Here is a 14,316-nt window from a genome sequence, read left to right as displayed (position 1 = left end):
TATGAAACAAAATGAAAAATCAAGCAAGTTTGTATGGTTTCTCCTAGTAATTGCTGTTCCTGCAGTATTTGCTGTCACTGTATTTGGAATCGTTCTTTCTTTTATGGGAGTAAACGTGATGGAAGAAGCAAAGAACACAGGGAAGAAGATACCGATCATAAAAAATGTGTTTACAGAAGAAACAACAACTGTTACCTCAAGCAATGAAAATACAGAAATGCAATGGAAAGCGAAGTTCGATGAACAAGAAGATTACATAAAGATTCTTACTGCTGATCTGCAAAAAAAAGAAAAAGAAGTAACCACATTAAAGAGCGATATCGCATTGCTGGAAAAACAAGTTGAAGATGCTGAAACATCTGTTAAGGCAGATGAGAATGAACAATTAAAAAAACTATATGAAGCGATGCCGGCAAAAGATGCAGCGGCAGTAATGACAGAGATGAACAATAATGATGTACTTAGGATTCTCACTCTATTACAAGAAGAAACGCAAGCTGCTATTCTGGCGAAGCTTGATGCGAAGCGTGCAGCAGAGTTAACCGTATTAATGACTAACAATTCTCTTTAGAAGGAGGTGAAGAAAATGCAAGTTATGATGGCACAGACTTCAGCGCCAGTTCAAGTGACAACGAGCAGCAAACAAACAAGCAATACAGGAACACTTTTTTCACAGTTTATGTTGCCTGCAGAACAATTACAAACAGATACCAGCAAGGGTATAGGTGGAAACTTAGGTGAAATCATTGAGAACCTGTTCTCAAACACTGAAGAACTAGAACAATTCTGGGATCCGGAAGCAGTAGAGGATCAAGAGGTTCAAACATTACTGAATGAACTGCCTGCTGAATTAAAAGAAATGATTGAGACATTCCTTCAAGAACAGATTAGCGGTACAGAAAATCTTCACAACCCTGCACCTGAAATGAAGTTAGCTTTTCTTTTACAGGCAATGGTCCATGATCAGCAGCACATGTTATCTCAGCCTCAAAAAAAGGAACTTACTCAGTTAATTGAAAAGTGGTTCCCAGGATTAAAGCTGGAAAACAAAGATTCCCTGCCTAAACAAATTGAACAGATTTTTAGCCAAGTGAAAAAGCTGATGAATGAGAACGGCTCAACTGATAAAAATAGCTTTTACAAAATCATGGAGCAGCAGCTTTCTGTTGTAAAAAAGGCACAAACATATGCTGAACAAGCTTTTCAGCGATACGTACCAGTAAAACAAACAGAACATGTATCGAAAGAATTTCAAACTGTCCAAAGTCCATTATCTCCATTAGAACAATGGACGTTAAAAGTACCTGCTTCTTCGGAAGAAGGACAAAAGCAGCTATTTGTTCGTGAAATACAGCAGATCATCACAAAAGGAAAGTTGATGGTTAATGAAGCTGGATTTACGAAAATGCAGATTAAGCTTACACCAGAAAATCTAGGCACAATAGAAATTCAGCTGATTCAAAAACATGGCGAGATCGCAGCTAAGATCATTGCTTCCTCTCAGGCAGCAAAGGATGCATTAGATGGACAGCTTACTCAACTGAAACAAGCTTTTGCTGGACAAAATATCGATTTTGAAAAGCTTGAAGTTGTTTTTCAGCAAGAAGAGCAATCCTTTCAATTTCATGATCAGGAAAGACAAAAACATGAAGAGCATCATCAGTCAAATGATAAAGAAACGGATGACCCCGATATCAACAATCTTTCATTTGAAGAACAGCTCTCACAAATTGTTTTAAATGAAAAGGTGTGATGAAGAGTGACGAAAATATCAGAAGATCTTATGCTCTCGAATTACCAGGCTAAAACAAAACAAACAGGATCAAACATTTTAGGTAAAGATGATTTTTTAAAAATCCTTATTACCCAGCTGCAAAACCAAGATCCGACAAGCCCGATGCAAGACCGCGAATTCATCGCACAGATGGCCAGTTTTTCATCCCTTGAACAGATGACTAATATGAACCAGACGATGCAGCAGTTCTTGACATTCCAGACAGAAGCATCACTTCTTCAGCAGAGCCAGATGATTGGAAAGCAAGTTACATATGAATCGGAAACCGTTAATGCAGAAGGCGAAAAGGTAGTAGAAGAAAAAGAAGGTACTGTAAAAGCAGTATTGTTTGAAAGAGGCTCAGTCATGCTGGAAATGAGCGACGGAACAAAGATAACGAGTTTCCAAGTTATTAAGATTACAGACCCAGCGAAATAAGAGGAGTTGATGCTATGAGCGAACGGATAAACGCTCATCAATTGTACCAGCCAACCCTTTACCCAAGACGAACTCAGCATCAGCAAGTTAATCAGAATACGTTCAAGTCACTATTTGATAAGGAGTTAGAACCATCACTCATAATCAGCAAGCACGCAAAAAAGCGGCTTGAAGACAGAAATATTGAAATAACTAACGCTAGTTGGAACAAGATTGGCGAAAAGGTAAAAGAAGCTGGAAGAAAAGGCGTGAAAGATTCTCTCGTTATCTTGAGAGATGTAACCCTTGTTGTAAATGCGCCGAATCAGACCGTGATCACAGCTTTAGGAAGAAACGAATCAGCATCTCAGATCTTCACAAATATTAATGGTGCCATTGTTATAGACGATTAAACGAGCTGGACCTTTACAGGAGGCTCACAAAAACTGCAGATTGATTGAAGCAGTTATTAAACGAAGTAAGGGAGTAAATACAAATGTTACGTTCTATGTACTCAGGAATAAGCGGTATGAAAAATTTTCAGGTAAAGCTTGATGTAATCGGCAACAACATTGCAAACGTAAATACATATGGCTTCAAAAAAGGCCGTACAACGTTCAAAGATCTAGTGAGTCAACAGATTGCTGGGGCAAGTGCTCCAACGGCAGGTCGTGGAGGGGTTAACGCTAAACAGGTGGGATTAGGGTCACAACTTTCTACCATTGATACTATCCATACACAAGGAAGTTTACAAACCACAGGTAGACCTCTAGATTTGGGAATATCAGGGGATGGATTTTTTGTATTAAGTGATGGAACTAACGATTTTGTTTCGCGTGCAGGTAATTTCTATTTAGACAAAAGCGGGAATTTAGTTAACGCTGATGGCTTATTTGTTAAAGGACTTGAACCAAACGCAAACAAAGATGGAGTAAATACTAGTTCAGTAACTAATATTAATATTCCAACTACTGCTAAGAGCTTTAGCATTGGAAATGATGGAATGGTTACTTATATAGATTCTACAAGTAGTACCCCGAAAGTTGCAGGACAAATACTATTAGCTAAGTTCGCAAATACGGGAGGTTTGGAAAAAGTTGGAGGGAATTTGTATCGTGAAACTACAAATTCCGGTGCAAGTATTAAAACGGGTCCAAACACTTATAACGCAACTGTTGTTGTACCTCCGAATTCGGCCGGTGCTGGAACTCTTGAAGCTGGAACCCTAGAAATGTCTAACGTCGATTTATCCGAAGAGTTCACTGAAATGATCGTGGCACAGCGTGGTTTCCAAGCGAATACAAGAATTATTACAACTTCTGATGAGATCCTTCAAGAACTGGTGAACTTAAAACGCTAATGAAGGGAGAAGGGGTTAAGCAACTAGTTGCTTAACCCCGAATTCACATGATTTCTTTAACCCAATTAAATGGTAATACGTTTACTTTAAATGCAATCTACATTGAGCAGGTACAATCGTTTCCTGATACAACGATTACCTTAACAACAGGCAAGAAATTTGTTGTGAAGGAAAGCGAAGAAGTTGTTGCCCAAAAGGTTGCTTCATTTTACAAAGGCATCACTTTGCTGCCGTTTAACGGTAATAAAAAGGAGGGTCAGTAGATGGGTAAAAATAAGGCTGTTACGATCATGCTCTCCATGATTATTGCTATTGGCCTTGTAGGTGCAGCTGGCTACTTTGGTTTTCAATATTTCTCACCTAAAACAGAAGCTTCAGAACCAACAGCTGAAGAGTTAGATAAGCTGATGGTTGAAACGGATGAGATTACTACCAATCTAGCAGACAAGTCTTATGTCAAAATCAAGTTTAAGATTCAGGCAGATAATAAGGATGCGAAACATGAGCTGGAAAAGAGACTGTTTCAGGTGAACAACCTGATCATCTATGAAATCTCAAACAAGAAAACAGAAGAACTATCAGGGCAAAAAGGATTAATCTCTTTGGAAAACACTCTAAAGACAGAGATTAATAAAGTGATGCAAGATGGGAAAGTTGTCAGAGTCTACACAACACAAAAGATTATTCAATAATTTAATAAATACAAGCATGAAAAGAGGTGAGACTCTTGGTAGATGTTTTGTCCCAAAACGAAATTGATGCTCTTCTTTCTGCACTCTCCACAGGAGAAATGGATGCAGAAGAGCTAAAAAAGGAAGAGTCAGAGAAAAAAGTAAAAGTATACGACTTTAAGAGGGCACTTCGTTTTTCAAAGGAACAGATTCGCAGCTTAACTCGTTTACACGAGAACTTTGCAAGACTTTTAACAACGTATTTTTCGGCACAGTTACGGACGTATGTACAAATCGGAGTGGCTTCTGTTGACCAGCTGCCATACGAGGAATTTATCAGGTCTGTTCCTAAAATGACACTGTTAAATGTTTTTGAAGCGCATCCTTTTGAAGGCAGAATTTTAATGGAAGTGAATCCTAACATTGCATACGCGATGCTGGATAGGGTAATGGGCGGCAGCGGTTCAGGCATGAATAAGATTGAAAATTTGACTGAAATCGAAACAAGAATCATGAGCCAGCTGTTTGAAAATACACTTGATAGTTTTAAGGAAGCCTGGACAAGTGTGATCGAACTGGAACCTTTTATGGTTGATCTCGAGGTGAATCCGCAATTTTTGCAGATGGTGTCTCCTAACGAAACTGTAGTTGTCATTTCTTTAAACACGATGATCGGGGAAACGAGCGGGATGATCAATATTTGTCTGCCTCATGTTGTAATTGAGCCGATTATTCCTAAACTCTCCGTCCACCACTGGATGCAGAACAAGAAGAAAACACGTAATCCTGGTGAAACAGAATTTATTGAACAAAAACTGAAAAACGCATTTCTTCCTTTTAAAGTTGAACTGGGTTCTTCAGAAATGTCGATCGAAGAATTTCTTCATCTTTCACTGGGAGACTGCATTGAGCTGGACCAGAGAATCGGTCAGCCTCTTGTCATTAAAGTTGAGAACAGTCCAAAATTTTATGGGCAGCCTGGAAAGGTAAAGAAGAAATTAGCTGTACAAATATTAGAAACCATTAAGGAGGATGAGGATCAATGGTAAGTGGAGATATGCTTTCACAAGATGAAATTGATGCTTTGCTGAATGGTGGAAGTCCTTCCTCGTCCGGAACGACACAAACCGAAGACTACTTATCTACTATGGAACAAGATGCTTTAGGTGAAATCGGAAATATTTCATTTGGAAGCGCTGCAACTGCTCTATCAACGCTTTTAAACCAGAAGGTGGAGATTACAACACCTACCGTCAGCGTTGTGAAACGAACAGAACTAAAAGACGAATTTCCGATTCCTCATGTTGCCGTTCAAGTTACATATACAGAAGGCATAGAAGGAGCAAACCTTCTAGTAATTAAAAAATCTGACGCGCAGATCATTGCGGATCTTATGCTTGGCGGCGAAGGTACAAATCCTTCTCCAGAATTCGGGGAACTGCAGTTAAGCGCTGTAGGCGAAGCGATGAATCAAATGATGGGTTCTGCCTCAACATCGATGTCTACCATCTTTAATAAAAAGGTAGATATTTCTCCGCCAAAGATTGATTTTCTTGACGTTGAATCGGACTCAAGCCTTATACCGGATGAAGAAATACTAGTAAAAGTTTCATTCCGTCTCAAAGTTGGAGATTTAATAGATTCAAATATTATGCAATTGATCGATGCAGAATTCTCAAAGAGCCTCGTTCAAAAGTTAATGAATCCTGATCCAGTTACAGAACAGGAGCCTGTTGCTGAATATAAGCCTCAGGATGAAAAACCAGTTCCACAGCCTTCATTAAGGGATCATGAAGATTCGTATGTTCATAGAGAGACAAGAGCAGAACCTTCACCAACTTATCAGCCGCAGATGAGAGATGTTTCTGTAAAACCTGCCAGTTTTTCAGATTTTAGTGATTTTGGTTCAAGTCAGACTGAGTCAAAGAATCTCGATATGCTTTTAGATATTCCGCTGCAAGTAACGGTGGAATTAGGAAGAACGAAGAAAACGATTAAAGATATTTTGGAAATGTCAGCGGGGTCTATTGTGGAACTTGACAAATTAGCGGGTGAACCAGTAGATATTTTCGTTAATCACAAGATGATAGCAAAAGGTGAGGTAGTTGTTATCGATGAGAATTTCGGTGTGCGTGTAACCGAGATCTTAAGTCAGCGAGATCGTTTAGAAAAATTGAAATAAATAGCGGAGGTTATTGAAATGGGAGAGCGTATTTTAGTTGTTGATGATGCAGCATTCATGAGAATGATGATTAAGGATATTCTAGTGAAAAATGGTTTTGATGTAGTAGGTGAAGCTGCAGATGGAGCACAAGCCATTGAAAAATTTGAAGATCTTAAGCCTGATCTTGTAACGATGGATATTACAATGCCTGAAATGGACGGAATCACTGCGTTAAAAGAAATTAAAAAATCACACCCTGATGCAAAGATTATCATGTGTTCCGCAATGGGCCAGCAGGCTATGGTAATTGACGCTATTCAAGCTGGCGCGAAAGACTTTATCGTTAAGCCTTTTGCAGCTGACCGTGTAATTGAAGCGATTAAGAAAACCCTGGGATAATTAAGGAAATCTCGATGTCTAAATGGATTATATGTTTATTTGCAGCAGTTTGCCTTTCGTTTGTACCAGCCAGTGTACAAGCGGAAGGCGGCAGTCAAGGGAAAAGTGTTTGGGATTCGGTGAATGATTCGAAGAGTGATAACAACGATCAAACCAGCATTTCTGAAGGAAATGAGACTTCTGATAACGGCAGCACTTTTTTTATGCTGGTGAAACTGATCTTTATGTTTGGAATCGTACTTGCTATTTTATTTTTCGTATTACGTTTTATTCAGAAAAAATCGGTTAGTTTTCAGGATGGGAAAAACCTTCAATCCCTAGGAGGATTAGGAGTCGGACAAAACCGGTCTATTCAGCTGATTAAAACCGGAAACTCGGTCTTAGTAGTTGGTGTTGGAGACACAGTTACGCTTTTAAAAGAAATAAATGATGAAGATGAAATTAAAACAATGCTTGAGCAGCGCCCATCTCAGCAAGTAAGTACGGTTGCGAATCAGTTGAAGACGAGATGGCTAAATCGTCAGGAATCTTCACAAACAGCGTCAATAACTGAAGAAGTCTCAAAAGAACAAACAGCTAGCTTTAAGAATATGCTGACCTCTGTTTTAAACGACAGAAAAGAACAGCGGAAAGAAATCGAGAAGGCTTTTGAGGAAGGTAAACATCATGAATGAATTTATTCCAGGTCTTGATTTGGACTTCATCAATAACAGCGACCCGGCAAATATGGAAACCACTATACAGTTATTGCTGCTTTTAACCGTTCTTTCACTGGCACCAAGTATTCTAATACTAATGACTTGTTTTACCAGGATCATCATTGTTCTTTCTTTTGTAAGAACATCCCTTGCGACACAGCAGATGCCGCCGAATCAAGTATTGATAGGCATTGCACTATTTCTTACTTTTTTTATCATGGCACCTGTTATGCATGATGTAAATAAAGAAGCGATACAGCCTCTTGTAAAAGGTGAAATTTCACAGAAGGAAGCCTTTGATAAAGGAAGTCTTCCGATCAAAGAGTTTATGGCAAAACATACAAGGCAAAAGGATTTAATGCTCTTTCTGGAATATTCCGGTGCGAAGAAACCAGAGAGCATTCAAGATATCCCGTTGACAACGCTTGTTCCAGCGTTTGCGATCAGTGAGCTCAAAACGGCCTTTCAGATGGGTTTTATGATATTCGTACCGTTTCTGATCATTGATATGGTTGTAGCTTCTGTACTGATGGCGATGGGGATGATGATGCTGCCGCCCGTTATGATTTCACTGCCATTCAAAATATTATTATTCGTTCTTGTTGATGGCTGGTACTTAATCGTTAAGTCATTATTATTAAGCTATTAAAACGGGCAGGTGGAAACATGGATTCTCAATTTGTTGTATCACTAGCAGAAAAGGGAGTATACATAACACTTCTCTTATGCGGTCCTTTGCTTGCATTAGCATTGGTTGTCGGTCTGGTAGTCAGTATATTTCAGGCAACGACCCAAATACAGGAACAAACGCTTGCATTTATTCCTAAGATCGTAGCAGTTTTAGTGGGGCTTGTATTTTTTGGACCGTGGATGTTATCACAGATTCTTGCATTTACAGCTAATATTTTTCAAAATCTGCACAATTACATAGGTTTATAACATGATAGATCTACTTTCTTTCCCGGCGTTCTTACTCATACTAACTAGAGTATCGGCATTTTTCCTAACAATTCCTGTGTTTTCTAATAAAAATTTACCGGTAATGCATAAGATTGGTCTTTCTCTCTTTTTATCATGGATTATGCTGTATGCCATAAACCCGGATCCTGTACCAATAAACGGCTCTTTTCTACTGCTGGTCATAAAGGAAGCGATGATTGGTCTGTCTATCGGATTTATTGCAGCAATCGTGTTTTATGCCATTCAGGTAGCAGGGGGATTCATAGATTTACAGATGGGTTTTGCAATTGCTAACGTATTTGATCCGCAGACGGGTATTCAGACACCACTGATGGGGAGATACCTTTACACATTTGCCATTCTGTTTTTACTGGCAGTTGATGGGCATCACATGCTCTTAGACGGAATCTTTTACAGTTATAAGTTTCTGCCGCTCGACGCTGCCATTGCTAATTTTGGAAATGGAAGCATGACTAAGTTCATTCTGAGCGTATTTTCCGGCATGTTCCTTGTTGCTTTACAGATGGCGATTCCGATCGTCGGAACGTTATTTCTAGCAGATTTGGCACTGGGGATTGTAGCCAGAACAGTTCCGCAGATGAATATCTTTGTGATTGGTCTTCCGGTAAAAATTTTGATAGCACTCGTCTTATTCTTAGTTGTTATGCCTGCCTTTTTTATATCAATACAAATGCTTATTGAACAAATGCGTGATGCAATGGTCAATTTGATGAAATTATTGGGGGCTGCTTAGCTTGATGAAATATCAGATTCACTTGCAATACTTTTCACAAGAAAAAACAGAAAAAGCTACCCCGAAAAAGAGGCAGGAAAGCCGGAAAAAAGGACAGGTAGCAAAAAGTGCCGACATTAATGCGGCCCTCGTATTGTTTGTATCCGTTCTGTTTCTGGCATTTATGGGAAGTTGGATGGGCGAACGCTTGCTCCACCTTTTTACACACAGCTTGGACAAAAAGCTTTTGTACGATGTGACTGAAACGAGTATTCCAAAGCTGTTTTGGGAGCTGTCTATGGAAGTTTCTGTTATTTTGGCGCCTGTTATGATTGCAGCCATGTTTGCTGGTGTATTGGGAAATTATCTGCAGGTTGGATTTTTGCTGTCAACGGAAGCGATCCAGATGAAGCTTGAAAGGATCAACCCGCTTTCCGGTTTTAAAAGAATCTACTCTGTGCGTGCTTTAGTAGAGTTAACGAAATCTTTATTAAAGATCTTGCTGATCGGAGGAGTAACCTTCTTTATCCTGTGGATAGAAAGAGATGTTTACTTAAGGATGTCTCTCGTAAGTATTGAATCATCACTTCCGGTATTTGGAGGACTGGCCATAAAGATGGGTTTTGCCGCTTCGATCGTTTTACTGTTTCTTGCGTTTCTCGATTATATGTATCAAAAATACGACTTTGAAAAAAACATCCGGATGTCTAAACAAGATATTAAAGATGAATATAAAAAGTCCGAAGGTGACCCCAAAATCAAAGGAAAGATTAAGGAAAAACAAAGGCAGATGGCAATGAGGCGCATGATGCAAGAAGTGCCTAAGGCCGATGTGATCATCACCAACCCTACTCATTACGCGATTTGCCTAAAATATGATGATTCTGGTATGGAAGCTCCTGTCGTTGTCGCAAAAGGTGTAGACTTGATTGCTCAAAAGATCAAAGAGATTGGAAAAGAACATGAGGTCGTTACTGTTGAAAACAAACTTTTAGCAAGGACACTTTATGCAAGGGTCGACATCGGACAAGTGATACCTGAGGATCTTTTTAAAGCCGTTGCAGAAATCTTAGCCTTTGTTTATCGAATCAAGAAAAAAGTGTAAGGAATGAATAGGAGAGTATACAGATGAAAGCTAGAGACATAAGTGTATTAGCCGGTGTGATACTAATAATCGCCATGCTGGTCATACCAATGCCGACTTTTATGTTGGATTTCTTTATCATAACTAATATTTCTCTGGCACTTTTAATTATATTAATTGCCATGAATACAACACAGCCTCTCCAGTTTTCTATCTTCCCGTCATTGCTCTTATTGGTGACCCTTTTCAGACTTGGGCTTAATGTTTCTACAACAAGAAGTATTCTTTCTACTGGTGATGCCGGAAACGTTGTTCATACTTTCGGAGAATTCGTAGTCGGTGGAAATATTCTTGTTGGGATAGTTGTGTTTTTTATTCTTATAATCATTCAATTTATCGTGATTACAAAAGGTTCTGAACGTGTTTCTGAAGTTGCGGCAAGATTTACGCTCGATGCAATGCCTGGTAAGCAGATGAGCATCGACGCAGATCTGAATGCCGGAATGATTTCAGATCGGGAAGCGAAAGAAAGACGTGAAACGATAGAACGGGAAGCAGATTTTTATGGAGCCATGGACGGTGCCAGTAAATTTGTAAAGGGTGATGCTATCGCAGGTATCATCATCGTTCTGATCAATATGCTTTTTGGAGTTATTATCGGGATGGTTCAAATGGGCTTTAGTTTTGGAGAAAGCGCAGAGATGTTTACGCGCATGACTGTCGGTGACGGATTAGTATCGCAGATCCCTGCCCTGATCATCTCAACGGCTACAGGTATCATCGTTACAAGAGCTGCTTCTGAAGGAAATCTAGGTTTTGACATTAGCAAGCAGCTTCTCGCTTACCCAATCATGCTTTTTGTGGCAGGCGGAACAATCGTAATGCTTGGCCTTTTTACACCAATTAATGATTTTTTCACAATAACAATCGGTGGCTTGCTTGCTGCTGGCGGATATTTTCTCTTAAAAGCAGAACGGGAACAAAAAGAAAAAGAAGAAGTTGTAGAGGAAGATATTCAGACAGAACAGCTGAAAAGTCCAGAATCTGTTGTTAATCTTCTTCAGATTGACCCGATTGAATTCGAGTTTGGGTACAGCTTAATACCGCTTGCTGATACTTCTCAAGGCGGAGACTTGCTGGATAGAATCGTTATGATCAGAAGACAGCTTGCTCTGGAACTTGGAATGATTGTACCAGTTGTGAGAATCAGAGATAACATACAGCTCCAGCCGAATGAGTACAGAATCAAGATTAAAGGCAGCCAGGTCGCAAAAGGGGAACTTCTGTTAGATCACTATCTTGCGATGAGTCCGGGTATTGAGGATGAAGAAATCACAGGAATCGAAACTATAGAACCTGCCTTCGGACTGCCTGCTATCTGGATTGGAGAAGAAATGAAAGAGCGGGCAGAATTCTCGGGGTATACCGTGGTAGATCCGCCGTCCGTTGTTTCTACCCACTTGACAGAGATCATTAAGAAACATGCTCATGAACTAATTGGACGCCAGGAAACAAAGCAATTGGTGGAGCATCTAAAAGAATCTTACCCTGCGATTGTAGAGGAGGTTACTCCAGATGCGCTTACAATCGGAGAAATTCAAAAAGTATTGTCTAAATTACTGAAAGAACGCATCTCAATTAGAAACCTTGCTATTATTTTTGAAACATTAGCTGATTTTGCAAAAATGACAAAGGATACTGATCTGTTAACAGAGTATGTAAGACAAGGTTTATCGCGTCAAATTTCGAAGAGCTATGTAACCGAAAATGAACCTTTACATGTTATTACGCTTGGAGGATCTGTGGAGAAAAAGATAGCGGATTCCGTTCAGCAAACCGAACATGGCAATTACCTGTCGCTCGATCCGCATGACTCACAATCTATCTTTGACAGCATCACAAGAGAATTAGAATCTGGAAGAAGCTTTGATCAATCTATCGTTATTTTATGTTCTCCTGCTGTAAGGATGTATGTGCGTCAGCTGATTGAGCGCTACCTGCCAGATGTAGCCGTATTATCTTACAACGAGTTAGAACCAGAACTTGAAGTCAAAAGTGTCGGGGTGGTGAATATCTAATGAAAGTCAAAAAGTATACAGCAAAAAGTTTGCCTGAAGCTATGAAATTAGTACGGGCAGATCTGGGTAGCGGAGCTGTTATTTTAAATACGAGAGAAGTACAGGCTGGAGGATTTCTTGGCTTTTTTACAAAAAAGAACATCGAGATTTTTGCGGGCTTAGATCAGGACATAGATTATCAGGCGCAAAAGAAACAAGTAAAGCAGGTCATATCCGAACCCGTTCAGCAGGTGGTACAGGATGAAGAACTTACTAAAGAAATCAGGCAGCTGAAGAAAATGGTGCACAATTTGAGTGTTCAGAATAAAGAAGGTGATTCCTACCCAGCATTTGTAGAACAATGGCGTTCATTCCTCCAGGTTCAAGAAATAGATTCAAGCATATCAGAAGAACTTGTTTCACAGTTAAACAGTAAGTACAGCGCTATAGATGGACCAGAAGCTGAAAACTATGACTGGAATCTGTGGCTGACGAACTGGTTAAGCGCCAGGATGAAAAAAAGTGATTTTGGCGGTTTTCACTATGAAACCAAATTCCTTAATCTGATAGGTCCAACTGGTGTAGGCAAAACAACAACAATTGCAAAAATAGGCGCAAAAGCAGTTCTTAAGGACGGAAAGAAAGTTGCTTTTATCACAACTGATACATATCGGATAGCCGCTATCGAACAATTGAAAACATATGCTGAGATACTAAACATTCCTTGTGAAGTCGCATACACGGCAGAAGATTTTAAGAAAGCAAAAGAAAAGTTTTCGGATTTTGATTTAGTACTTGTTGATTCAGCGGGAAGAAACTTCTTAAACCGGTTTTATATTGAAGAGCTGCAGCGAGTTGTCCATTTTGATAAAGATATGAAAAATTATCTTGTATTGTCGCTTACTTCAAAATACAAAGATATGGAAACCATATATAGCCAGTTTAAGAGTCTTCCGGTGCATAAAGTGATTTTTACTAAAAAGGATGAAACAACAACCTTTGGAGCCATGCTGAACCTTGCCATTTCTCATAGTGTTCCAATCGGCTATATAACTAATGGCCAGAATGTCCCTGATGATATGTTTGAAGCTGATTCAGAAGAACTGATTCAAATGCTGCTTAAGGAAAAATTGAAACATGATTGATCAGGCAGAGAGTCTTCGCAAGCAATTAATGTCTTCTTCTGTTCAAAGCGCGAGAGTTATTTCTGTAGTTAGCGGAAAAGGCGGAGTTGGAAAAACAAACATTACAGTTAATTTGGCTCTTTCCCTTATGAAAATGGGAAAAAGAGTACTCGTGATCGACCTGGATGTTGGTATGGGCAATGTGGATTTAATTCTAGGCAGGAGAGCACCAAACCATATCATGGATATGCTGCAACATCATTTATCAGTCTGGGAGATCATTGAGGAAGGCAACGATGGATTGCATACCATTGCTGGCGGAAGAAATTTCGGTTCACTGGCACTTGTGACAGATGAAATGCTGGAACACTTTATTAAACAACTTGAAGAACTTGAGACCTTTTATGATTTTATTTTTCTTGATATGGGTGCCGGCGCAACTGAAACCGCATTAAAGTTTATTCTTTCAAGCCACGAAATACTTGTAATAGCAACACCGGAAATCACATCAATAACAGATGCCTATTCAATGATGAAATTTATTTATAAAAAAGACAGTTCCCTGCCTTTCTATCTGGCGGTTAACCGTTGTGAGAATGAAAGGGAAGGCCGGGATACTTCCGCTAGATTAGCCAATGTTTGCAAGCAATTCTTAAAAAAAGAACTTACTTTTTTGGGAATGATTCCGTTAGACCAGACCGTGCTGGAATCGGTAAAAAAGCAGATGCCATTCACATTGAATAAGCCGGCTTCTGAAGCATCTCGAGCTGTCTTTGAACTGGCAAGTAAATATGCAGGAGCTTCTCAGAAGCAAAAAGCATCCTATAAATCTTTTATCAGCAGGCTAAAGTCATTTCTCAGTGAAAGGTAGATGC

General features: G+C 39.5%; 18 protein-coding genes. All 18 read left to right on the top strand.

What is annotated here, in order from left to right; genetic code table 11:
- The first annotated feature begins 1 nt into the window (after position 1).
- Complete coding sequence (locus M3196_RS10905; RefSeq protein ID WP_251322332.1) at positions 2-571, top strand: MotE family protein; 570 nt, start codon at positions 2-4, stop codon at positions 569-571.
- A 15-nt stretch (positions 572-586) separates the two neighbouring features.
- Entirely contained in the window at positions 587-1,753 is a 1,167-nt protein-coding gene (locus M3196_RS10900) for a flagellar hook-length control protein FliK (RefSeq protein WP_251322331.1), read from the top strand.
- A 6-nt stretch (positions 1,754-1,759) separates the two neighbouring features.
- The gene (gene flgD, locus M3196_RS10895; RefSeq protein ID WP_251322330.1) at positions 1,760-2,212 is read left to right on the top strand and encodes a flagellar hook assembly protein FlgD; all 453 of its coding nucleotides are present in this window, start codon (positions 1,760-1,762) and stop codon (positions 2,210-2,212) included.
- 14 nt (positions 2,213-2,226) lie between these two features.
- Positions 2,227-2,604: a TIGR02530 family flagellar biosynthesis protein gene (locus M3196_RS10890; RefSeq protein WP_251322329.1), complete on the top strand. Its 378-nt coding sequence runs from the start codon at positions 2,227-2,229 to the stop codon at positions 2,602-2,604.
- An 83-nt stretch (positions 2,605-2,687) separates the two neighbouring features.
- Positions 2,688-3,551 (top strand): flagellar basal body rod protein FlgG, encoded by an 864-nt coding sequence (gene flgG, locus M3196_RS10885; protein WP_251322328.1) that lies wholly within the window; start codon positions 2,688-2,690, stop codon positions 3,549-3,551.
- 47 nt (positions 3,552-3,598) lie between these two features.
- A complete protein-coding gene (locus M3196_RS10880; RefSeq protein ID WP_251322327.1) occupies positions 3,599-3,814 on the top strand; it encodes a flagellar FlbD family protein in 216 nt (71 codons plus the stop codon).
- Positions 3,815-4,243 carry a flagellar basal body-associated protein FliL gene (fliL, locus tag M3196_RS10875; RefSeq protein ID WP_251322326.1) on the top strand — a complete coding sequence of 143 codons (429 nt, stop codon included), beginning with the start codon at positions 3,815-3,817 and terminating at the stop codon, positions 4,241-4,243.
- Positions 4,244-4,278: 35 nt separating this feature from the next.
- Entirely contained in the window at positions 4,279-5,271 is a 993-nt protein-coding gene (gene fliM / locus M3196_RS10870; protein ID WP_251322324.1) for a flagellar motor switch protein FliM, read from the top strand.
- On the top strand, positions 5,265-6,404 hold the full coding sequence (gene fliY / locus M3196_RS10865; protein WP_251322323.1) for a flagellar motor switch phosphatase FliY: 1,140 nt from the start codon (positions 5,265-5,267) through the stop codon (positions 6,402-6,404). The genes fliM and fliY overlap by 7 nt, the downstream gene beginning before the upstream one ends.
- An 18-nt stretch (positions 6,405-6,422) precedes the next feature.
- The gene (locus M3196_RS10860; RefSeq protein WP_066289440.1) at positions 6,423-6,785 is read left to right on the top strand and encodes a response regulator; all 363 of its coding nucleotides are present in this window, start codon (positions 6,423-6,425) and stop codon (positions 6,783-6,785) included.
- 14 nt (positions 6,786-6,799) lie between these two features.
- Positions 6,800-7,459 carry a flagellar biosynthetic protein FliO gene (locus tag M3196_RS10855; RefSeq protein WP_251322322.1) on the top strand — a complete coding sequence of 220 codons (660 nt, stop codon included), beginning with the start codon at positions 6,800-6,802 and terminating at the stop codon, positions 7,457-7,459.
- Positions 7,452-8,132: a flagellar type III secretion system pore protein FliP gene (gene fliP, locus M3196_RS10850; protein WP_251322321.1), complete on the top strand. Its 681-nt coding sequence runs from the start codon at positions 7,452-7,454 to the stop codon at positions 8,130-8,132. Before M3196_RS10855 ends, fliP begins: the two co-directional genes overlap by 8 nt.
- A gap of 17 nt (positions 8,133-8,149) precedes the next feature.
- Positions 8,150-8,422, top strand: a complete 273-nt coding sequence (gene fliQ, locus M3196_RS10845) for a flagellar biosynthesis protein FliQ (RefSeq protein ID WP_251322320.1) — start codon at positions 8,150-8,152, stop codon at positions 8,420-8,422.
- A gap of 1 nt (position 8,423) precedes the next feature.
- Positions 8,424-9,197 (top strand): flagellar biosynthetic protein FliR, encoded by a 774-nt coding sequence (fliR, locus tag M3196_RS10840; RefSeq protein WP_251322319.1) that lies wholly within the window; start codon positions 8,424-8,426, stop codon positions 9,195-9,197.
- Between the two features lie 4 nt (positions 9,198-9,201).
- A complete protein-coding gene (flhB, locus tag M3196_RS10835) occupies positions 9,202-10,281 on the top strand; it encodes a flagellar biosynthesis protein FlhB (protein ID WP_251322567.1) in 1,080 nt (359 codons plus the stop codon).
- 23 nt (positions 10,282-10,304) lie between these two features.
- The gene (gene flhA, locus M3196_RS10830) at positions 10,305-12,338 is read left to right on the top strand and encodes a flagellar biosynthesis protein FlhA (RefSeq protein WP_251322318.1); all 2,034 of its coding nucleotides are present in this window, start codon (positions 10,305-10,307) and stop codon (positions 12,336-12,338) included.
- Positions 12,338-13,462 carry a flagellar biosynthesis protein FlhF gene (gene flhF / locus M3196_RS10825; protein WP_251322316.1) on the top strand — a complete coding sequence of 375 codons (1,125 nt, stop codon included), beginning with the start codon at positions 12,338-12,340 and terminating at the stop codon, positions 13,460-13,462. Before flhA ends, flhF begins: the two co-directional genes overlap by 1 nt.
- Positions 13,455-14,312 carry a MinD/ParA family protein gene (locus M3196_RS10820; protein ID WP_251322314.1) on the top strand — a complete coding sequence of 286 codons (858 nt, stop codon included), beginning with the start codon at positions 13,455-13,457 and terminating at the stop codon, positions 14,310-14,312. The genes flhF and M3196_RS10820 overlap by 8 nt, the downstream gene beginning before the upstream one ends.
- Positions 14,313-14,316 lie beyond the last annotated feature (4 nt).

The organism is Fictibacillus nanhaiensis (genome assembly GCF_023715445.1).
GTDB lineage: Bacteria > Bacillota > Bacilli > Bacillales > Fictibacillaceae > Fictibacillus > Fictibacillus nanhaiensis_D.
Note: the sequence above shows the minus strand (reverse complement) of the source record. Positions and strands in the feature narration are given on the sequence as shown.